At 74.6% G+C, this 20,639-nt stretch carries 20 protein-coding genes; 8 read left to right on the forward strand and 12 right to left on the reverse strand.

The genetic code is table 11. The annotated features are described in order from the left end of the window. Positions 1–392: 392 nt before the first annotated feature. From pheA to ACIRS1_RS32750, 7 genes are all read right to left on the reverse strand, one after another. A complete protein-coding gene (gene pheA, locus ACIRS1_RS32720; RefSeq protein ID WP_360213213.1) occupies positions 393–1,328 on the reverse strand; it encodes a prephenate dehydratase in 936 nt (311 codons plus the stop codon). 159 nt (positions 1,329–1,487) lie between these two features. Then, positions 1,488–2,810 carry an iron uptake transporter deferrochelatase/peroxidase subunit gene (gene efeB, locus ACIRS1_RS32725; RefSeq protein WP_402845737.1) on the reverse strand — a complete coding sequence of 441 codons (1,323 nt, stop codon included), beginning with the start codon at positions 2,808–2,810 and terminating at the stop codon, positions 1,488–1,490. Between the two features lie 5 nt (positions 2,811–2,815). Next, positions 2,816–4,810 carry a FixH family protein gene (locus ACIRS1_RS32730; RefSeq protein WP_402845739.1) on the reverse strand — a complete coding sequence of 665 codons (1,995 nt, stop codon included), beginning with the start codon at positions 4,808–4,810 and terminating at the stop codon, positions 2,816–2,818. A 15-nt stretch (positions 4,811–4,825) separates the two neighbouring features. Then, a complete protein-coding gene (locus ACIRS1_RS32735) occupies positions 4,826–5,332 on the reverse strand; it encodes a copper chaperone PCu(A)C (RefSeq protein ID WP_402845741.1) in 507 nt (168 codons plus the stop codon). Further along, a complete protein-coding gene (locus ACIRS1_RS32740) occupies positions 5,329–5,994 on the reverse strand; it encodes an SCO family protein (RefSeq protein ID WP_360213205.1) in 666 nt (221 codons plus the stop codon). Before ACIRS1_RS32740 ends, ACIRS1_RS32735 begins: the two co-directional genes overlap by 4 nt. Positions 5,995–6,073: 79 nt before the next feature. Further along, the gene (locus ACIRS1_RS32745; protein WP_360213203.1) at positions 6,074–6,838 is read right to left on the reverse strand and encodes a YcnI family protein; all 765 of its coding nucleotides are present in this window, start codon (positions 6,836–6,838) and stop codon (positions 6,074–6,076) included. 180 nt (positions 6,839–7,018) lie between these two features. Continuing rightward, complete coding sequence (locus ACIRS1_RS32750) at positions 7,019–7,843, reverse strand: hypothetical protein (RefSeq protein WP_402845744.1); 825 nt, start codon at positions 7,841–7,843, stop codon at positions 7,019–7,021. A 229-nt stretch (positions 7,844–8,072) separates the two neighbouring features. Between ACIRS1_RS32750 and ACIRS1_RS32755 the strand changes: the two genes are divergently transcribed. Continuing rightward, positions 8,073–8,711: an ATP-binding protein gene (locus tag ACIRS1_RS32755; RefSeq protein ID WP_402845746.1), complete on the forward strand. Its 639-nt coding sequence runs from the start codon at positions 8,073–8,075 to the stop codon at positions 8,709–8,711. An 84-nt stretch (positions 8,712–8,795) separates the two neighbouring features. On the opposite strand, the gene ACIRS1_RS32760 is transcribed toward ACIRS1_RS32755, so the two are convergent. After that, a complete protein-coding gene (locus ACIRS1_RS32760) occupies positions 8,796–9,779 on the reverse strand; it encodes an LAETG motif-containing sortase-dependent surface protein (protein WP_402845747.1) in 984 nt (327 codons plus the stop codon). Between the two features lie 216 nt (positions 9,780–9,995). Here ACIRS1_RS32760 and ACIRS1_RS32765 point away from each other — a divergent pair, with 216 nt between their 5' ends. After that, complete coding sequence (locus ACIRS1_RS32765) at positions 9,996–10,214, forward strand: hypothetical protein (RefSeq protein WP_402845749.1); 219 nt, start codon at positions 9,996–9,998, stop codon at positions 10,212–10,214. Between the two features lie 32 nt (positions 10,215–10,246). Further along, entirely contained in the window at positions 10,247–11,572 is a 1,326-nt protein-coding gene (locus tag ACIRS1_RS32770; protein WP_402845751.1) for an amidase, read from the forward strand. Here the strand turns inward: ACIRS1_RS32770 and ACIRS1_RS32775 are convergent. Continuing rightward, entirely contained in the window at positions 11,569–12,234 is a 666-nt protein-coding gene (locus ACIRS1_RS32775; RefSeq protein WP_402845753.1) for a TetR/AcrR family transcriptional regulator, read from the reverse strand. The genes ACIRS1_RS32770 and ACIRS1_RS32775 overlap by 4 nt on opposite strands. A 142-nt stretch (positions 12,235–12,376) precedes the next feature. Here ACIRS1_RS32775 and ACIRS1_RS32780 point away from each other — a divergent pair, with 142 nt between their 5' ends. Together ACIRS1_RS32780 and ACIRS1_RS32785 are read left to right on the forward strand one after the other, a co-directional pair. Then, positions 12,377–13,246 (forward strand): alpha/beta hydrolase, encoded by an 870-nt coding sequence (locus tag ACIRS1_RS32780; RefSeq protein ID WP_402845755.1) that lies wholly within the window; start codon positions 12,377–12,379, stop codon positions 13,244–13,246. Next, a complete protein-coding gene (locus ACIRS1_RS32785) occupies positions 13,243–13,872 on the forward strand; it encodes a TIGR03086 family metal-binding protein (protein ID WP_402845757.1) in 630 nt (209 codons plus the stop codon). The genes ACIRS1_RS32780 and ACIRS1_RS32785 overlap by 4 nt, the downstream gene beginning before the upstream one ends. A gap of 57 nt (positions 13,873–13,929) precedes the next feature. Here the strand turns inward: ACIRS1_RS32785 and ACIRS1_RS32790 are convergent, their stop codons facing one another. Next, positions 13,930–14,055 carry a hypothetical protein gene (locus ACIRS1_RS32790; protein WP_360213185.1) on the reverse strand — a complete coding sequence of 42 codons (126 nt, stop codon included), beginning with the start codon at positions 14,053–14,055 and terminating at the stop codon, positions 13,930–13,932. 203 nt (positions 14,056–14,258) lie between these two features. On the opposite strand from ACIRS1_RS32790, the gene ACIRS1_RS32795 reads away from it, so the two are divergent. Continuing rightward, entirely contained in the window at positions 14,259–15,080 is an 822-nt protein-coding gene (locus ACIRS1_RS32795) for an integrase (RefSeq protein WP_360213183.1), read from the forward strand. A gap of 82 nt (positions 15,081–15,162) precedes the next feature. On the opposite strand, the gene ACIRS1_RS32800 is transcribed toward ACIRS1_RS32795, so the two are convergent. Together ACIRS1_RS32800 and ACIRS1_RS32805 are read right to left on the reverse strand one after the other, a co-directional pair. Further along, entirely contained in the window at positions 15,163–16,122 is a 960-nt protein-coding gene (locus ACIRS1_RS32800; protein WP_402845759.1) for a pirin family protein, read from the reverse strand. 125 nt (positions 16,123–16,247) lie between these two features. After that, positions 16,248–16,754: an SseB family protein gene (locus ACIRS1_RS32805; RefSeq protein ID WP_387905168.1), complete on the reverse strand. Its 507-nt coding sequence runs from the start codon at positions 16,752–16,754 to the stop codon at positions 16,248–16,250. A 214-nt stretch (positions 16,755–16,968) separates the two neighbouring features. On the opposite strand from ACIRS1_RS32805, the gene ACIRS1_RS32810 reads away from it, so the two are divergent. Beyond that, a complete protein-coding gene (locus ACIRS1_RS32810) occupies positions 16,969–18,798 on the forward strand; it encodes an acyl-CoA dehydrogenase (RefSeq protein ID WP_360213179.1) in 1,830 nt (609 codons plus the stop codon). Positions 18,799–19,195: 397 nt separating this feature from the next. Further along, positions 19,196–20,506, forward strand: coding sequence for a M18 family aminopeptidase (locus ACIRS1_RS32815; RefSeq protein WP_402845762.1), 1,311 nt, complete (start codon positions 19,196–19,198; stop codon positions 20,504–20,506). Positions 20,507–20,639 lie beyond the last annotated feature (133 nt).

Below are 20,639 nucleotides of genomic sequence, written 5' to 3' on the forward strand. Positions count from 1 at the left end.
CCTGACCTGTGGATCGAAGGGGAGTGGAGACGTCCGGGTGTCGAAACCAGAGAATTGAGGTTTCAAACCTGATTTGACCTTCCCGAGTGAGGGAATTGAAGCACTCGGTCGGGTGATTTGCTGGCACACGGGTGACTCTGGTCCGATTAGTCATCTCTGCGCCGCTTCCCGATGATCCGACCGAAAGCTGCAGTGGCTATACCGGTTTGTCGACTCATCCCCAGGCCTGTGGATAACTTTCGGCTGTGGATAGTCCCCGCCCCTGTGGACGGCGGGATCCGGCGTCGCCGCCCCCTGTGGACGACGGGTGCGGTCACGTGCCCGGCCCCGGAGAACCGGGCGAAAACGATCGGAAAAGGTCGGAAGGACGCCGGAAAGACAAGGGGCGTCGATCAGACGTCCCCGCGCCCGTCGAGGCAGCGGGAGAGCCAGTCGGCGGCCGCCGTGAAATCGGCGTCCGAGGTGCCCGGCCGCCGCTGCGTGGACTCCTGCCGGTCGGCGCGCGGATAGGAGCCGAGGAAGCGCACCTGGGGGCAGATCCGCTTGAGCCCCATCAGCGCCTCGGCCACGCGGCGGTCGGACAGGTGCCCCTCGCAGTCGATCACGAAGCAGTAGTTGCCGATGCCCTCGCCGGTCGGCCGGGACTCGATCCGCATCAGGTTGACCCCGCGCACCGCGAACTCCTGCAGCAGCTCCAGCAGCGCGCCCGGGTGGTCGTCCGGCAGCCAGACCACCATCGAGGTCTTGTCCGCGCCGGTCGGCGAGGAGACTCGGCCCGGGCGGCCCACCAGGACGAAGCGGGTGGTCGCGGTCTGCGCGTCCGCGATGTCCTTGACCAGCGGGTCCAGACCGTAGATCGGGGCCGCGAACTCGCCCGCGAACGCCCCGTCGTAGCGGCCCTCGGCGACCAGCCGGGCGCCGTCCGCGTTGGAGGCCGCCGACTCCCACTGCGCCTCCGGCAGGTTGGCCGCCAGCCAGCGGCGCACCTGGGCCTGCGCCACCGGGTGGCTGGTCACCGTCTTGACCCCGGACAGCTCGGTGCCCGGCCGCACCAGCAGCGCGAAGGAGATCGGCAGCAGCACCTCGCGGTAGATCATCAGCGGGGCGCCGGCGGCCAGTTCGTCGTTGGTCGCGGTGACCGCGCCCTCCACCGAGTTCTCGATCGGGACGAACGCCCCGGAGGCCTCCCCACCGCGCACCGCGTCCAGCACCAGCGGCACCGTGGCCAGCGGCACCAGCTCCCGGGTCGCCGCCTCGGGCAGGGTGCGCAGCGCCGCCTCGGTGAAGGTGCCGGCCGGGCCGAGGTAGGTGTAGCGGGTGGCCGACATGACGCCTCCTGGGAAACGGGTGGAACCGGGGCAGGGTGGTGCCGAAACAGCCACCATAACGAGTTCGCGGTCCGGGCAGGAAAGCGTTCCAGCAGCCGGGACCGGGGGCCGACGCGCCCGTGGGCCGGGGCCCGTCCGGCGGGATCCGCCCGACGGGCCCTACCCGTCGAGCAGCTGCTGGCCGAGGTAGCCGCCCGCGGGGACGCCCGGCGGGACGGCGTACAGGCCGCTGGCCTCGTGCCGCAGGAAGCGGGAGAGGCCGTCCCCCCGGGACAGCTTGCGCTGCACCGGGGTGAAGCCCCGGCGGGGGTCGGACTGGAAGGCGAGGAACAGCAGCCCGGCGTCCGGCGACCCGTCGGGCAGCAGGCCGTCGTGGTACGAGAAGCCGCGCCGCAGCATGGCGGCCCCGCCGTTGGCGGCCGGGGCGGCGACCCGGACGTGTGCGTCGGAGGGGATCACCAGTGCGCCGTCCGGCCCCTGCGCGGCCAGGTCGACCGGGGTGCGCTCGCCGGCCCCGGCGGGGGCGCCGAGCGGGGCGCCGTCGGACTTGCGCCGGCCGATCACCCGCTCCTGCCGGTCCAGCGGCAGGGCCTCCCAGGTGTCCAGCAGCATCCGGATCCGCCGGAACACCAGGTAGGAGCCGCCGGCCAGCCAGGCCGGCTGGTCCGGACCGGCGGTGCAGAACACCTTGGCGGCGAAGCCGTCCTCCCCGGGCCTGGGGTTGTTGGTGCCGTCGATCTGCCCCATCAGGTTGCGGCCCGTCACCGGGCGCGCGGTGGCGCCCGGCGTGCGGGCGAAGCCGGCCGACTGCCAGCGCAGCGCCGCCGTCCCGGCCGCCTGCCGCTGCAGCACCCGCAGCGCGTGCACGGCCACCAGGGCGTCGTCGGCGCCGATCTGGACGAAGAGGTCGCCGTCGCCGCGGGCCGGGTCGAGCGCGTCGGCGGGGAAGGCCGGCAGCGGTTCGAGCGCCTGCGGCCGGTGGTCGGCCAGCCCGGCCTTGTCGAACAGCGCGGCCCCGAAGCCGACGGTGACGGTGAGCGCGCAGGGGCCGGCGTCCAGCGCCACCTGGTCGTCGGAGTCCTCGGGGGGCTCCCCGGCGGTCAGCCGCTCGGCGGTGCGGGTCCAGCGCCGGAGCAGGGTGCGCAGGCCGTCCCGGCCGACGCCGTCGGCCAGGTCGAAGGCGGCGAGCTGGACCCGGGCCTGCTGCGGTTCGAGGATGCCGGCCTGGTGCTCGCCGTGGAACGGCACCCGGGCCGCACCGAGCGCGCCGCCCGGTGCCGGGGCCTGCGCCCCGCCGGAGCGGTCCAGGACGACGGCGCCGGCGACGCCCGCGCCGGCGCCGGCCAGCAGTCCGGCGCCGGCGGTGCCGAGCAGCGTCCGCCGGGTGAGGCCGGACCGGCCCGTGCCGCCGGCGGGGGCGTCCGCCGGGGTGTCCGCCGGGGCGCCGTCCGGCGCGGCGCGGTCGGGCGTGGTGTGCTCCATCGAGGTCAGCCGATCTTGAACTGCTGGGTGGGGGTGGTCTGGTCGATGTCGGAGGAGCGGATCTGCACCGACACGACCCAGGTGCCGGTCAGCGGCAGCTGCGCGGAGCCGCTCCACCGGCCGGTGCCCTCGGGGGTGAGCGCCACCGGCAGCGGGCCGAGGTCGCGGTCCGGCAGGGTGAAGGCCAGCTCCACCTCCGGGACCTCCACCGGCTGGCCGTCCGCGCCGTCCAGCTTGAGGTGCACCTCGTTGGGGCCGGTCCGGGCCGGGTTGAGGGTGACGGTCGCGGTGCCCTTGGCGTTCGGCGTCCGGCCCTTGGTGTCGTACGGCAGCTTGAGCTCGACGGTGCGGCCGGGCTCGGTCTGCGGGGCGGGTGCGTCGCCCGCCGCCGGGCCGGCCGGGGCGGGGGCGGCGGCCCCGGCCTTGACCTCTCCCGCGACCCGTCCGGGCGGGGAGTTGGTGAGCAGGGTGGTGACCACCAGGACGGCCACCGCGACCGCCGCCTCGACCAGCACCGAACGGCGCAGTCCGGCGCGGGTCGGGGTCAGCCCGCGATCGCGTCCGGCGCTCTGCCGGGCGGCCTGCTGGCGCTCCAGCTGGGCCTGCCGGACCGGGTCCGCGGACCGCGCCGCGGCGCCGACCGGCTCCGGCACCTCGGAGGGTTCGACCTCGGCGGCCTCGGCCGGGGCCGAGCGCAGCCGGGCCAGCCAGGAGCGGGAGGTCCACGCGACGCCCAGCATGGCGAGCACGCAGCCGGTCTTCACCAGCAGCAGCCGCCCGTACTCGGTGCCGGTCAGGGCGCCCCAGCTGCCCAGGCCGCGCCAGGACTGGTAGAGGCCGGTGGCGACGAGCACCGCGACCGCACCGAAGGCGATCCGGGAGAAGCGGTCGACGACCTCGGCGCCGACGCCCTCGCGCAGGGCGACCAGCAGCGCGGCCAGGCCGCCCAGCCAGAGCGCCATCGCGATCAGGTGCAGCATGCCGAGCGGCAGCGCCAGCCAGACCTGGATGCCCACGGCGGCGTGGTCGGCGCCGACCCAGGTCGCCGACAGGGCGACGGCCAGCACCAGCCCGGCGACCCCGAGGCCGAGCCGGGCCTCGCGCTGGGGCCGTTCGGCGGCCCGCTGCTCCAGCTCCCGCAGTTCGGCGTCCTCGGCGTCGGCCGCCGCCTCCGGGCCCCCGGCACCGGTCGCGGCGGGCCGGGCGGGCTGCCCCAGCTGGCCGACCAGCAGCGACAGGAACACCCCGCTCGCGGCGAGCAGCAGCAGCCGGGCGGCCAGCGCGGTGCCGATCCGCTCGTCCAGGGTGGCGCGCACCAGGGAGAGGTCGAGCGCCTTGCCGATCCCGGAGCCGCGCTCGTACGGGCCGCGCAGCATCAGGACCGCGACGGTGGAGGCGAGCAGCGCCGTCCAGCCGGTCATCAGCAGCCGCTGCACCCGGCGCCGGGCCGCCCCGCCGGGCCAGCAGAGCAGGACGAACCCGGCGACGCCGGCGAGCAGGGCGAACGCGGCGTAGGCGACGGTGCGACCGGTGCCGTAGAGGGCGGCGACCAGGCCGTCGGCCTTGGCGCCCTGCAGCGCGGTGGCGGACACCGAGGTGTCCGAGGGGGCGCCGACGGAGAAGGTGAAGGCGCCGCCGATCGGGTGCGAGTCCTCCGAGACGGCCCGCCAGGCCACCGTGTAGGTGCCGTTGGCGAGTCCGCCGCGCAGTCCGACCCGGGCGGTGTTGGACTTGCCGTCGGCGTGCCCCGGGTCACCGCTGTCGACGGCCTTGCCGGCCGGGTCGAGCACCCGGACGGAGTCGCCGGACAGCGAGACGGACTCGCTGAAGGTCAGCGTGACGGCCTGCGGGGCGGCGGCGACCACCGAGTTCTGGTGCGGGTCGGTGGATTCCAGGGTGGCGTGCGCGGAGGCCGGTCCGGCGCCGGCGAGCATCAGCGCGAGCAGCGCGCCGAGCACTCCGAGCAGTCCGGCGATGCGGCGGTGGGAGGCCTTCTCCATGCTGGCGGGTCCCCTCTAGCTCTGGCCGGGTCGGTAGGTGAGCTCCTTGACCGGCACCTTGACCGACAGGGTGCCGGATCTGGCGAAGGTCAGGTCGAGCTCCAGCTCGTCGCCGAGCGCGGGGGCCTTCTGCCATCCCATGATCATCAGGTGGGTGCCGCCGCGGGCGAACTGCAGCGCGCCGTGCGCGGGCACGTCCAGGCTCTCGACCTGCTCCATGCTGGACGGGGTCGACCGGTGCATGGTGACGGACTCCGCGCCCGGGCTGCTGACCTTCACCAGCTGGTCCCGGCCGCCGTCGTTGCGCACGGTCAGGTAGCCGGCGGCCATCCCGCCGGCCGGCGGGAGCGGGATGTAGGAGTCGGCGAAGCTCAGCCGCGCGGGCCCGCCGCCGGCGCCGTCCTGGCCGCCCGCCCCGCAGGCGACCAGGATGGCGCCGCCGCCCAGGGCCGTCGCCAGCACCGCGCCGGTGAGCGCCGTGCGCCGGAAGCCGAGCGCCGGGCGGCCGGTCCGCGCGCTCACGCCGCGACTCCCTTGGCGAGCAGGGGCAGGTCGTGCTCGTAGGTCTTCTCCTCGGTGCCGCTCAGGTAGAGCACGTGCGCCTTGTCGTCCGACGGGAGGAAGGCCAGCACCTGGGCGCCGTGGGTCGAGGTGACGGTGCCGTCCGGGTTGACCACCGGGTCCTCGATCATGATGCCGAGCGACCGGGCGGCGGTCTTGACCTTGGCCAGGTCGCCGGTGAGGCCTATGAAGTCGGTGCCCATCGAGTCCAGCCAGGTGCGCAGCACCTTCGGGGTGTCGCGCTGCGGGTCGGTGGAGACGAAGACGACGTCGATCTTCTGCCGCTCCTCGGCCGGCAGGGCCTTCATCGCGACGCCGATGTCGCCCATGGTGGTCGGGCAGACGTCCGGGCAGCTGGTGTAGCCGAAGAACAGCAGCGTGCTCCTGCCGGCGGTCTTCTGCCGCAGGTCGTACGGCTGGCCGGAGGTGTCGGTCAGCTGGAGGTCGGGCTTCTCGAAGTTCTTGCTGAGCACCGTGCCCTGGTACGGCGAGTCGGCCTTCTGCTGGGTGACCTTGGCGGGGGCCGAGCCGCCGGAGGAGCCGCAGGCGGACAGGGTCAGGGCGGCGGCGAGCGCGACGGCGGCCGCGCCGGCCAGGCGGGTGGTGCGGGTGGTGCGGGGCATGGGGTTCCGATCGTGCGCGGTGGAGCGCCGGCGGGGCCGGCCCCGGGGAGTGCCCGGGGCGGCCCCGCCGGCGGACGGGTCAGTTGGCGGAGCCGCTGCTCCGGCGGCGCAGGCCAAGCACGCCGACGGCGGTGCCGATCACGCCGACCACGATGCCGACCACGCCGAGCACCCGGGCGGTGGAGTCGTCGGCCTTCTTGCCGCCGTCCGCGGCCGCGGCGTGGTCCGAGCTGTCGCCGTGGGCGGCCGCGGTCGGGGAGGCGGTGACGCCGTGGGAGTCGTCGTGGCCGTCGCCGGCGGCGGCCTTGGTGAGCTTCAGGACGGGGGCGGGCTTGGCCGGCTCCGGCTGGCCGTCCTTGGACTCGTCGATCCAGCGGACGACGTCGCCGTTGTCGTAGCTCTGCAGGGCCTTGAAGACCAGGCTGTCGGCGTCGGTCGGCAGCGGGCCGAGCGAGACCCGGAACTCCTGGAACTGGCCGGGGGCGATCTTGGTGCCGGCGTCGGCGGTCCAGGTGATCTTGGAGACGGCCTCGTTGACGTCGCTGCCGTGGACCTTCAGCGGCTTGTCGAGCTTGGCCTTCTCGACGGTCGCGGTCCAGCCCGGCATCGGGAGGGTCCGCACGGAGGCCAGCGGGTGGTCCAGCGGGAGGTTGACCTCCAGCTTCACGGTCGAGGCGGTGTCGCTCTCGTTCGGCACCCGGAAGTCGACGGCCGTGTAGCCGCCCTGCTGGGCCGCACCGGGGTTCACGGTGACGTGCGCGAACGCGGGGCCCGCCAGCGCGACCACGGAGGCGGCGGCGGTGAGGGCGACGGCGGCGAGACGACGGGTGGGAAGGGAACGCATGATGCGGGGTCTCCGATCGGAGCTCGGTGGCCGGCCCGCTCCCGGGCGACGGTGGAACCGTGCCTCGGCGGGGCCGTGCGGGGGGCGTGGGGGCTGAACCGGGGGCCGCCGCGAGCAGGACGCGGGAACGGCCCGGACGCCGCGCACCCGCGCGAACCGGCACCAAGGAGCCGGGACGGGCTAGTACGCGGGGGCCCCGCACGGCGGACCGCGCCGCACCACGCTGTGCCGCAGCGCGGCACCCGCCGGGAGCAGGACCTCCCCGCCCCGGGCGGCGAACCGGCGCACCGGCCCGGCCGCGCCGAACAGGCCGCGCAGCAGCGCGGCCACCAGGACCAGGGCCGAACGCAGCGGCGCCGCCCAGTGCTCCCGGGCCGCCGAGGCGGCCACCCGCACCAGGCGCCACAGGGCGGCCTCGCCGCGCCGCAGCCACCAGCCCGCCACCAGCGCGGCGGCCAGGTGCCCGGCCAGCATCGACGGCGTCATCCCGAACACGCCGCCCTGCCACCACGGCACGACGGCGTAGGCGTTCGGGTCCAGGCCGGCGGCGGAGACCAGCTGCTCCGCGGACGGGGCGCCCGGCAGGCCGGCCAGCGTGCCGGGCCGGCCCTCGTTGCAGATCAGTCGGCCGGCCACCTGCGGCAGGGTCAGCGGGCCGGAGCCGCCGTGGTGCATCCCGGCCATGCCGGTGGCCTGGCCGCCGAGGCCGTGGAAGAGGCAGTGCAGCGCGAGCTGGCCCGCGCCGAGCGCACCGGCGATGGCCGCCAGCGAGCGTTCCCGCCCGCCGCACGCCACCGCGAGCACCAGCACCGCGGCGAAGCCCGTCGCCAGCGCCGTCGGCGGCACGTTCCCGCCGCCGGCCAGGGCGTGCCCGGCGGCCGCTATCAGGGTGCAGACCAGCGCGAACGGGACGGCCCTGAGGAGCCGCAGGTCCCAGGCGGCGGCCCCGACCGGCGCGTCCGGTGCGGGGGCGCCCGGGAGCGGGGCGGCGGCGAGGGCAGTCATGGCCGGGACATCATCTCATCGCGTACACCGCCGACGCGGGCAGGGTGGGAAATCCCTACGAATGCCCCGTTCGGCGGCGGCGTGCAGGGCGGTGAGTGCGCCACTCGGCACAGACCACGGCCCCAGTCCATCCGCCGAACGGGCGGCAGCGGCCCCCGGGCACGGTTCACCGCGGAATCGCCCGGAGATACCTAGTTGTATGTGGAGCCGCAGCCAGGAGGGACCTCCCGTGGACATCTGGTGGACTCTGCACCTCAAGCGCGACCCGGCCAGCGTTCCGCTGGCCCGCCGCATCCTGCTCGGCGCCATGGCGACCGCGGGCGTCGACCCGCAGGTCGCCCACGACCTCGGCGTCGCGCTCAGCGAGGCCTGCGCCAACGCCGTCGAGCACGGCGCCGCCGGCCGGTCCGACGACGGCTTCCAGGTCACCGCCTCGATCAGCGGCGACCGGCTGCGGATCGAGGTCGTCGACTCCGGCCCGGGCCTGCCCGCCCCCGCGGCGGTGGCCGTGCCGCCGCTGCCGCACCGCCGGCCGGCGCCCCCGGTGCTGCGGCCGCTCGCGCACCGCCGCCCCCGGCGCGGTCGCGCCACCGTCCCGGCCCGGGTGCTCACCGCCCACCGCCCCCGCCGCGACGGCCACCCGTACGACACCCACGTGCTGCCGGCCCGCCCCGCGGCGCCGAGCCTGCGGCCGGTCGACCTGGACGCCCTCCCGGACCTCACCGCCGAGTCCGGTCGCGGCCTCTTCCTCATCCACGCCCTCACCGACCACGTCCAGCTGCGCAACCATCCGCTGCGGGGGGCCATCGTGAGCTTCGACAAGATCCTCAAGTGGCAGGACGGCGCGCTGCTGCGGGCGGCCTCCTGACGCGGGCCGGGGCCGGAGCGGGCCGACGCCGAGGGGCCCGGAGTGCAGCACTCCGGGCCCCTCGGTCGTTCATCCGCGGACGGCTCAGCCCTGCGAGCCCGCCTTGCGGCGGCGCAGGAAGAAGAGGGTGCCGGCACCGGCGGCCAGCACCGCGGCACCGCCGAGGGCGATCGGCAGGGTGTTGGAGTCGGCACCGGTCTCGGCCAGGTGCGGGCCGGCCGACGGCGAGGCCGAGGCGGCGGGGCGGGCGGCGGCCGTGGTGGCGGTGGTGCCGGTGGCCGGGGTGCCCGGGGCGGCGGCGTCGACGACCTTGAAGAGGTCGTTGACGCGGTAGTCGCCGCCGAAGTTGAGGCAGCTGTCGGTGGCGGGGGCGCCCGGCACGTCCTTGCGCTCGAAGGTCTCGGAGTTGACGCTCAGCTGGGCGAAGTAGGGGGAGACGAGCGCCTTGTCGGTGGCCGCGAGGCGCACCTGGAAGGTGAGCTTCTCGCCCTTGGCGATCTTGTACTCGCCCAGGTCCACCATCAGGTAGGACATGTTGCCCTTGACGCTCTCCGGCGCGGGGGTCTTCCAGTCGCCACCGGGCAGCTTCACCTGGATGGTGAAGGACTCCTTGCCCCAGGTGACGGGGGTGGCCGTGCCCTCGGCCTGGCCGGCGTCGCTGAAGAAGAAGTAGCCGTCGACCTTCTTGAGGTCGACCGTGCTGGTGTTCTCGAAGGTGACCGTGGCTTCCTGGGCCGGTCCGCCCTTGACCAGGGTGGCCTTGGCGAGCCCGGAGCCGGTGACCTTCAGGTCCTGGTGGAGGACGCCGTGGCAGGGGCCGCCGCTGGGGGCCGGCACCGGCGGGGTGGGCAGGTTCGTCGGCGGCTTGGCGGTGGCCGTCGCGGTGGCGCTCGGGGTCGCCGTCGCGGTGGCGCTCGGAGTGGCCGTGGCGCTGGGGGTGGCGGTGGCGCTCGGAGTGGCGGTCGCGGTCGGGGTGACGCCGACGGCACCGGCGGAGGCGGCGCCGACCGTGGCGCCGAGGGAGAGCGCGACCAGGGTGGACGCGGCCAGAAGGCGGGAAGAGCGCACGATGAGTGCTCCAGCTTTGGGTGAAATGAGTCCGTTTTGGGGCGACTTGAGCCTCGGCGAATGGCGCCGTCGGCTGCCGCGCCCGTGACCCTATCGGGTTCCGGTGGCTGAATTCGATCGGGATCGGCATTTTCCGATCGCACGGCTGCGGAGCGTGTCCGTGCCCCGGTTGCCGGAGCCGGGGGGCGGTCGGACGATGGATGGATGATGCACCAGATGCGAGCCGAGTACGGGGCCGGGGGTGCGGCCGGCGAAGTGCGGTTGTGGCACATGGTCCGGGGGGCGGAGAACGTGGCGATGTGCGGCCGGGAGCTCGATCCGGCCGCACAGGTGCGGGACGCGGTGGACTGGGGCAAGACCCCCGAACTCTGCTGCCACACCTGCGGGGCGTACTTCCTGCGCGAGCAGCCGTACCTGGCGGCCGAGCACCCGTAACGGTCGCCGGCGCCCGGTCTATCGTGATCGGCATGGAACAACCCCTCGTCCGGCCAAGGTCGTTGAGTCGTGAGGCCGCCGAACTGCGCTCCGGGAGCCGGGGCCCGTCCGATCACGTCGACCGGTTCTGCGGGCTGGTCGAGCGGGTCGACCCGCTGATCCACGCGTTCGTCCCGGAGCCGGGCCGGCACGACCGGCTGAGCGCCGGGGCGCGGGCGCTGTCCGCGCGGTACCCGGACCGGGCCGGGCGGCCGCCGCTGTACGGGGTGCTGGTCGGCATCAAGGACGTCGTGCACGTGGACGGCCTGCCCACGCACGGCGGTTCGGCGCTGCCGCCGGGGGTGCTGGCCGGCCCGCAGGCCGTGGTGGTGGACCGGCTGCTGGCGGCGGGTGCCCTGGTCGCGGGCAAGACGGTGACCGCCGAGTTCGCGGCGAGCGCGCCCGGCCCGACCCGCAACCCGCACCACCCGGGGCACACCCCGGGCGGCTCCAGCAGCGGCTCGGCGGCGGCGGTCGCGGCAGGGCTGGTGCCGCTGGCCGTCGGCACCCAGACGGTGGGGTCGGTGATCCGGCCGGCCGCGTACTGCGGGGTGGTGGGCTTCCGGCCGACGTACGGGCGGATCCCGACGGCCGGGGTGCTCCCGAACGCGCCGAGCTTCGACACCCTCGGGGTGTTCACCGCCGACCTGGCCGGGGCGGCCCTGGCGGCCGCGTTGCTCTGCGACGACTGGCGGGCCCGCGAGGGCTGGGCCGGCGAGGAGCGGGCCGGGGCGCCGGTGCTGGGCGTGCCGGGCGGGTCCTACCTGGAGCGGGCCGAGCCGGCGGCGCTGCGGGCCTTCGAGGCGACGCTGGCCCGACTGGAGCGGGCCGGGCTGACGGTGCGCCGGGTGCCGCTGTTCCCGGACTTCGCGGAGATCACCCGGCAGCTGCAGACGATCAACCGCTTCGAACTGGCCCGCAGTCACGCGGACTGGTTCGCCCGGTTCGGCGGGCTGTACCGGCCGGAGACGGTGGCGAGCATCCGGGTCGGCCAGGGCGTCGCGGCCGAGGACCGGGCGGCCGCCCTGCAGGCCAGGGAGCGGTTGCGGGAGCGGGTCGCCGGGGCGACCGCCGCGGCCGGGGTGGACCTCTGGCTGGCGCCCTCGGCGACCGGTGGTGCGCCGGAGGGCCTGCACACCACCGGGGACGCGGTGATGTCGCTGCCCTGGAGCCACCTCGGCCTGCCCGCGGTGAGCCTGCCGGCCGGGCGGACGGCGGACGGGCTGCCGCTGGGCCTGCAGGTGGTCGGCGCGGCGGGCGGCGACGAGGCGCTGCTCGGCCGGGCGGCGCTGCTGGAACGGGTGCTGGCGGAGAGCTAGGCCGGGCCCTGGGCCGGGCCCGGGCTCAGGGCCGGGTCGGCCGGGTCGGTGGCCTCGGCGCGCAGCAGGCGCAGCAGGAGGCGGCCGGCCCGCTGGTACGGGGTGTCGTCCTCGTGCAGCACGGCTTGGGCGTTGGCCGTCTCCAGGACGGCGACCAGGGCGAAGGCGAGGTCGTCGAGGTCGGTGCCGGGCCGCAGCGCGCCGGCGTCGCGCGCCCGGGCGAGGGCGTCCGCGAGCACGCCGTGCCACTCCACGGCGCACTCGGCGAGGGCGTCCCGGACGGCCCCCGGGCGGGCGTCGAACTCGGCGGTGACCTCGTAGAAGAAGCAGCCGCCGGGGAAGACCCGGGCCCGAGAGTAGGCCAGCCAGCTCTCGCAGAGGGCGCGGGCCCGGCCGAGGCCGGGCGGGGTGTCGGCGACCGGGGCGACGACGGCGTCGGCGAAGATCCGGCGGGCGGCCCGGACGGTGGCGAGCTGCAGTTCCTCCTTGGAGCCGAAGCCGGCGAAGACGCCGCTCTTGCTGAGGCCGAGGTCGGTGGCGAGCCGGCCGATGGAGAGGGCGTCGAGGCCTTCGACGGAGGCGACGGCGACGGCTCGGCGCAGGACGGCCCGGCGGGTCTCCTCGCCGCGCAGGACCCTGCCGTCCGTGGTCGGTCCGGCCATCGTCCACCCCCGTGCTCGTCCGGTGCGTGCTGCCCAGAGTAGTGGGCGGGGCCGTCCCGGCCCATAAAACTGCACGAACGATCGTGCTAATATCTCGCCCCGAGCACGGCCCCACGCCCGTCAGCACCGACAGGGAGACCCGATGGACCCGGCCCAGGCACTGATCCGCACCGTCCTCAACCCCGCCGCACGGCTCGCCCCCGGCCCGGCCGGCCGGGCCGCGTTCGAGCTGTTCCAGCGCCCGCTGCGACGCAGCCGGGTGCGCCCGGCCGAGCAGGACGTCCACCGGGAGGCCGCCACCGAGCGCCTCGTCGTGAACGGCAAGCCCGTGGTCGGGTACCGCTGGGGCGACGGCGAGCGGCCCGTCCTGCTCCTGCACGGCTGGCGCTCCCGCGCCTCCCGGTTCGCCCCCTTCGTGCCCCGGCTGCGGGAGCTCGGCCTCAGCGCCGTCGCCTTCGACGCCCCCGGCCACGGCGACTCCGGCGGGCGGACCACCAGCGTGCTGGAGTTCCGCGAGCTCGCCCTGCTGCTCCAGGAGCGGTACGGCCCGTTCGAGGGGGTCGTCGCCCACTCGCTCGGCGTCTGCGCCGCGTTCGGCGCACTGGCCGACGGCCTGCGGGCGGGCCGGCTGGCGGCCGTCTCCGGGGTGTCCGAGGTCGGCTTCTTCCCCGCCGCCTTCTGCGCCGGGCTCGGGCTGAACGGTGCCGTCGAGCGCGCGCTGCGCCACCGCGTCGAACGCGAGCTGTTCGGCGGGGACGCGGGCGTCTGGGAGCGCTACGACGCCGCCCGCCGGAGCGCGGCGGTCGACCTGCCGGTCCTGGTGCTGCACGACGAGGGCGACGACGTCGTCCCGCTGGCCCAGGCGCACCGGCTCAAGGAGGCCTACGCCGAGCGGCTGGACCTGGTCGTGACCCGGGGCCTCGGCCACCGCCGGATCGTCGCGGAACCGGCCGTCGTTGACCAGGTGATCGGATTCCTGTCCGCCGCCGGCCCGGAGGTCGCCGCCGCATGAAGCTCGTCGAACTGCACGCACAGGTCGAACTGCACGCCCGGTCCCTGGAGTTGGCCGCCGAGGTGGTGGACACCGTACGGCCGGACCAGCTCGACCTGCCGACCCCGTGTGCGGGCTGGCCGCTGCGCCGGCTGCTGGCGCACGTCGTCGGCCAGCACCAGGGGTTCGCCGCGGCCGCCCGCGGAGCCGGGCCCGACCTCGCGCTCTGGGCGGACGCCCCGGTGGGGGACGATCCGGCGGGCGCCTTCCGGCGCACCGGCGCCGAACTGACCGCGGCGTTCCGGGGGGCCGCGGCGGCCGGCCGGGCGGCCGTCCGGCTCCCGGAGATCCGCCCCGACGCGGCCGTCCCCACGGACCTGGCGGTGGGCTTCCACCTGCTCGACACCCTGGTGCACGGCTGGGACGTCGCGGCCGCGGTCGGCGCCCGGGCCCCGCTGGTCGCCGCCGTGGACGCCGACGAGGCGCTGGCCGCCGCCCTCTCGGCGGTCGCCGAGGCCGTCCCGGCGGCGCCGGAGAACCGGACCCCGGGCAAGGCCTTCGGTCCGCGGCTGGAGCCGGACGCGCGGGGCGGCCGTTTCGAGCGCGCGCTGGCGCTGCTGGGCCGCGACCCCGCCTGGCGGCCCTGACCCGGCCGGGGCCGGCTGCCCGGCCCTGACCCGGCCGGGGCCGGTCCGTCCGGGGGGTCAGGTCCGCGCGTGCCGGCCGCCGCGCTGCTCGTCGGGGAAGCGCGGCCCGCCGATCAGGAAGAGCAGCGCGGCGGTCGGAAAGCCGAGCGAGGCGGCCACCAGCACGATGAACTGCCAGACCATGTCCTGCTCCTCGTCAGTCCCGGGCCGCCCTGACACCCGAAGGTGCTACCAAACCTGAGTGGCCCTGATTGGCCGAATTGTCCAGTCCTTATCCGACGGTATGGCCGAATTGCCCCGGCTGCCACCGGGCGGCGGGGACCGGCCCGCGCCACTCCGGCGCACGGGTCTGGGCGTGGGCCGGGGGCGGCGGCCACACTGTCGGGATGCAGCTACAGCTCGCAGGGGAAGCACGGCGGCCGGACCGCGAGAGCGAGGACTTCGCGGCGGCCTCGCCGGAGGCGCTGGTACTGCTGGACGGTGCGAGTTCGCCGACCGGCCTGGAGTCCGGGTGCCGGCACGGGACGGCCTGGTACGTCCGCCGGCTGGGCGTGCACCTGCTCGCCCGGCTCACCGACCGGGTGGACCGCTCGATCGCCGAGTGCCTGTCCGACGCCATCGTGGAGACGGCCGCCCTGCACGGCGGCCGCTGCGACCTCGGGCACCCCAACACCCCGGCCGCGATGGTGGTCGCCGCCCGGCGGCACGGCGAGTCGCTGGAGTACCTGGTGCTCGGCGACTCGCTGCTGGTGCTGGAGTACAAGGAGGGCCCGCCGAAGGTGATCGGGGACAACCAGCGCTTCCCCGGCGGGGAGGGCCTGCGCCGGCAGGTCTGGTCGACCGTCCCCGGCACGGCCGAGCGGGCCGCGCTGCACCTGGAGTACGCGCTCGCCGTCCGGGCCGCCCGCAACCGCGGCAACGGCCCGTGGATCGCCGCGGCCAGTCCGAAGGCCGCCGGGCACGCCGAGACCGGCTTCGTCCGGCTGGAGCGGCTGCGCGCGCTGGCCGCCCTCACCGACGGCGCCTCGCGCTACACCGAGCGCTTCGGGCTGGGCAGTTGGGCGGACGTGCTGCGGCTGCTCGCGGAGTCCGGGCCGGCCGAGCTGATCGCCCAGGTCCGCGAGGTCGAGCGGGCCGACGCCGCCTGCGAGCGCTGGCCGCGCGGCAAGGCGCACGACGACGCCTCGGCGCTGTACGCCCTGTTGTAGCGGTGCGCGCGGCACGACGACGGCCCCCCGGGCCCCGTACGGGGGGCCGGAGGGCCGTCGTCGTGCGGGCCGGGCGCCGGTGTCAGGAGGCGTCTGTCGGGATGGAGCCGAGCCGCCCGGCCTGGAAGTCCTCCATGGCCTGCTGGAGCTCCCGGTGGCTGTTCATCACGAACGGGCCGTACCAGGCGACGGGCTCGCGGATCGGCTGTCCGCCGAGCAGGATCACGTCCAGGTTGGGGTGGCGGGAGTCCTGCCGGGCGTCGGCGGTGATGGTGATGGTGTCGCCCTCGCCGAACACGGCCGCCTGCCCGGTGTGGATCGGGCGGGCCTCGGCGCCGACGGTGCCGTCGCCGTTGAGGACGTAGGCGAGCGCGTTGAAGTCGGGCCGCCAGGGCAGGGTGACCCGGGCGCCCGGGGTGATGCTGGCGTGCATCAGGGTGATCGGGGTGTGGGTGACGCCCGGCCCCTGGTGGCCGTCGATTCCGCCGGCGATGAGCCGCAGGATCGCGCCGCCGTCCGGGGTGGAGAGCAGCTTGACGTGGCCGCCGTGGATGTCCTGGTAGCGCGGTGCGGTCATCTTGTCGGAGGCGGGGAGGTTGACCCACAGCTGGATGCCGTGGAACAGGCCTCCGGTCGCCACCAGGGACTCGGGCGGGGTCTCGATGTGCAGCAGACCGGAGCCGGCCGTCATCCATTGGGTGTCGCCGTCGGTGATGACACCGCCGCCGCCGTGCGAGTCCTGGTGGATGAAGGTCCCGTCGATGATGTACGTGACCGTCTCGAAGCCGCGGTGCGGATGCCAGGGAGTCCCCTTCGGCTCGCCAGCCTGATAGTCCACCTCGCCCATCTGGTCCATCATGATGAACGGGTCGAGGTACTTGGTGTTGATCTTGGCGAAGGCGCGGCGGACGGGGAAGCCCTCGCCCTCGTAGCCCTCGGGTGCGGTGACCACGGTCAGGACCGGACGGGCGCTCGTGGTGGCGGGGTCCGGGGTGGCGACGCGCGGCAGAACGAGCGGGTTCTCGACGGTCACGGCGGGCATGTCGGCCTCCTTCGGGGGGTTCCTCTGGCCTACGTCCACGAGAATAGTTCAATCCTCAACAACAAGCAAGTTGAAAATTGAACCAAGTGGTGACGAAGGAGCCGGGGCTCCTCCTCCGGGGTGGGCTAGCCGTACATCCGGCGCATCGTGAAGTCGACCATCTGCTCGACGGCCTTGGCGTCGAACACCATCCGGTGCTCGCCCTCCATGTCCAGTGCGAAGCCGTAGCCGGTCGGCAGCAGGTCCAGCACCTCGGCGCCGGTGACGGTGAAGTGCTTGGAGTCCTTGCCGGCGTAGCGGCGCAGCTCCTTCAGCGAGCTGAACATCGGGATCACCGGGGTCGGCGTGTTGTGCAGGGCCAGGAAGCCGGGGCGGTCGCCGCGCGGGCAGTGCACCTTCGAGGTGATGAAGATGGCCTGGAAGTCCTCGACCGCCATCGAGCCGGTGGTGAAGGCCCGGACGGCGTCCGCCAACGAGGGCGGCGAGGGTTCGGGGTAGAGGGACTGCTGCTGGGACGTCTGCGACTGCGCGCCGTAGGCGTCGGCGCCGGGCATGCCGTTCATGCCCGGCTGCGGACCCGCCTGCTGCTGGTAGGGGTCGCCCGGGTATGCGTTCTGGTCATATCCGTACACACGGACAGGCTAGCGGGAGCGCGGCCGCTCGTGCGGGCGTCGATCCTGACAAGGAGTGGTCGGCCCGGCTTGTGGGACGTGACCACGTTCATAGCGGATTCACCGCCGGGGGCTTGCCCAAGTTACCGCTGGGTAGCATCATGATGCCTACTGGTGGGTACGGGGCGCCCGAACGCGGCGGTCTCCCGGAAGCGACGAACCGGAGAAAACGGCCATGGGTCACTACAAGTCCAACCTGCGGGACGTGGAGTTCAACCTCTTCGAGGTGTTCGGTCGCGAGCAGGTCTACGGCACCGGACCGTTCGCGGACATGGACGTCGAGACCGCGAAGAACATCCTGAGCGAGATCTCGCGCCTCGCCGAGAACGACCTCGCCGCCTCGTTCGCCGACGCCGACCGCAACCCGCCGGTCTTCGACCCGGAGACCAACACCGCGCCGGTCCCCGCCTCGTTCAAGAAGAGCTACCAGACCTTCATGGACGCCGAGTGGTGGCGCCTGGGCATCCCGGAGTCCATCGGCGGCCAGGTCACCCCGAACTCGCTGATCTGGGCCTTCGCCGAGCAGATCCTGGGCTCGAACCCGGCCATCTGGATGTACTCCTCCGGCCCGGCATTCGCCGGCGTCATCGCCGAGGAGGGCACCCCGGAGCAGCTCGAGGTCGCCAAGCGGATGACCGACCGCCTCTGGGGCTCCACCATGGTCCTCACCGAGCCCGACGCGGGCTCCGACGTGGGCGCCGGCCGCACCAAGGCGATCAAGCAGGAGGACGGCTCCTGGCACATCGAGGGCGTGAAGCGCTTCATCACCTCGGGTGAGCACGACATGTCCGAGAACATCATCCACATGGTGCTGGCCCGCCCCGAGGGCGGCAAGCCCGGCACCAAGGGCCTGGGCCTGTTCATCGTCCCCAAGTTCGACTTCGACTGGGAGACCGGCGAGCTCGGCGAGCGCAACGGCGTCTACGCCACCAACGTCGAGCACAAGATGGGCCTCAAGGCCTCCAACACCTGCGAGATGACCTTCGGCGCCAAGCACCCGGCCAAGGGCTGGCTGCTCGGTGAGACCGTCGACGGCATCCGCCAGATGTTCAAGATCATCGAGTTCGCCCGCATGATGGTCGGCACGAAGGCCATCGCCACCCTCTCCACCGGCTACCTGAACGCGCTGGAGTACGCCAAGGAGCGCGTGCAGGGCGCCGACATCTCGCAGTTCCTGGACAAGACCGCCCCGCGCGTCACCATCACCCACCACCCCGACGTGCGCCGCTCGCTGCTGACCCAGAAGGCCTACGCCGAGGGCATGCGCGCGCTGGTCCTGTTCACCGCGTCCACCCAGGACGACATGATGGCGGCCAAGCTCCGCGGCGAGCGCGACGAGGCCGCCGAGCGCCTGAACGACCTGCTCCTGCCGATCGTCAAGGGCTACGGCTCGGAGAAGTCCTACGAGCAGCTCGCCCAGTCCCTGCAGACCTTCGGTGGCTCCGGCTACCTGCAGGAGTACCCGATCGAGCAGTACATCCGGGACGCCAAGATCGACACCCTGTACGAGGGCACCACCGCGATCCAGGGCCAGGACTTCTTCTTCCGCAAGATCGTCAAGGACGGCGGCCAGGCGCTGACCGCGCTGTCCGAGCAGATCCAGAAGTTCCTCGGCTCCGCCGAGGGCGGCGACGCCCTGGCCGACGAGCGCGCCCTGCTCGCCAAGGCCGCCGGCGACCTGGAGGCCATCGTCGGCAAGCTGCTGGCCGACCTCTCCTCGGTCGAGCAGGACGTCAAGAACATGTACAAGGTGGGCCTCAACACCACCCGCCTGCTGCTCGTCTCCGGCGACGTCGTGGTCGGCTGGCTGCTGCTGCGCCAGGCCGCGGTGGCCCTGGCCAAGCTGGAGGCCGGCGCCTCGGAGAAGGACGTCCCGTTCTACCAGGGCAAGGTCGCGGCCGCCCGCTTCTTCGCCAAGAACGTGCTGCCGACCGTCACCCCGCAGCGCCTGATCGCCGAGGGCATCGACAACGAGATCATGGAGCTGGCGGAGGAGGCCTTCTAAGGCCCGCACCCACCGACCGCCCGACGAAACCCTCACACCGAAGGGCCCGGCCTCCCGCCGGGCCCTTCGGCGTCCCCGGCGCCCGTGGCCCCCCGGCCCCGTGGTACAACTCCCTTCCGGCGGTGGAACGTCGGGGCCGCCGCGAACTGATGGCACGTCATCCACTCGGCCCCGTCGGGGTGGTGGCGGGCACGGACCCGCCCGCACCCGCGATGACCGTGTGCGACCGGAGGGGATCCCTGGGTGTGCGCCGCCCGGTGCGGCGTCACTTCACGGTTCCGTCCGCGTTCCGCATCCGTTGGGACGTTCCGAATGCCCTGTCCGTGTACGGGCATATGCTCAAGGTGCGAAGCCGACTCCCCATCCGGCTTCGACCCTCCCTCGACTCAGGAGCAGTATGTCGACCGCCGCCGCCCGCCAGGCATTCTTCGACCGGACGCACAGCGACGATCTGATCGCGTTCCTCGGCACCTCGCCGTCCCCGTACCACGCGGTCGCGAGCGCCGCCGAGCGGCTGGAGAAGGCAGGCTTCCGGCAGGTCGCCGAGACCGACGCCTGGGACGGCGCCGCCGGCGGCCGCTACCTGATCCGCGGCGGGGCGCTCATCGCCTGGTACCTGCCCGCGGGCGCCGGCCCCGAGACGCCGTTCCGGGTGGTCGGCACCCACACCGACTCGCCCAACCTGCGGGTCAAGCCGCTGCCGGACACCGGCTCGGCCGGCTGGCGGCAGGTCGCGGTGGAGATCTACGGCGGCGTTCCGCTGAACACCTGGCTCGACCGGGACCTCGGCCTCTCCGGCCGGCTGGCCCTGAAGGACGGCAGCTGGCGGCTGGTCCAGCTGGACGAGCCGCTGCTGCGCGTCCCGCAGCTCGCCATCCACCTGGACCGCCAGGTCAACGACGGCATGAAGCTCGACAAGCAGCGCCACCTCACCCCGATCTGGGGCCTCGGCCCGGTCGACGAGGGCTCGCTGATCTCCTACGTCGCCGAGCGCGCCGGGGTGGACCCGGCCGACGTGGCCGGCTGGGACCTCATGACGCACGACGTCCAGCCCGCCTCCTACCTGGGCCGCGACCGCGAGCTGCTGGCCGGCCCGCGCCTGGACAACCTGCTCTCGGTGCACGCCGCCACCGCCGCGCTCGCCGCCGTCGCCTCCGCCGAGGGCGCCGCCGACCTGCCGTACATCCCGGTGCTGGCCGCCTTCGACCACGAGGAGACCGGCAGCGAGTCCGACACCGGCGCGCAGAGCCCGCTGCTCGGCAACGTCCTGGACCGCACCGTGTACGCCCGCGGCGGCACCCCGGAGCACCGCGCCCGCGCCCTCGCCGGGACGGTCTGCCTCTCCTCGGACATGGGCCACGCCGTCCACCCGAACTACACCGAGCGGCACGAGCCGGGCCACCACCCGATGCCCAACGGCGGCCCGATCCTCAAGGTGAACGTCAACAACCGCTACGCCACCGACGGTGTCGGCCGGGCGGTGTTCGCGGCCGCCTGCGAGAAGGCCGGCGTCCCGTGGCAGTCGTTCGTCTCCAACAACGCGATGCCCTGCGGCACCACCATCGGCCCGATCACGGCGGCCCGCCTGGGCATCAGGACGGTGGACTGCGGCATCGCGGCGCTCTCCATGCACTCGGCGCGCGAGTTGTGCGGCGCGGAGGACCCGTACCTGCTGGCCAGCGCGATCAAGGCCTTCCTGGAAGGCTGACCGGACAGCACGGAGGGGCCCGGGGGGGGGGGCGCCCGCCCCCCGGCCCCCCCCCCCGGGGGCGGCCCCCCCCCGCCCGGGGGCCCCCCCCCGGCGGGGGCCGCCCCCCACCCAACCGGCGCGGCCCCCCCGC

It is taken from the genome of Kitasatospora sp. NPDC101176 (genome assembly GCF_044768035.1).
In the GTDB taxonomy this organism is placed as follows: domain Bacteria; phylum Actinomycetota; class Actinomycetes; order Streptomycetales; family Streptomycetaceae; genus Kitasatospora.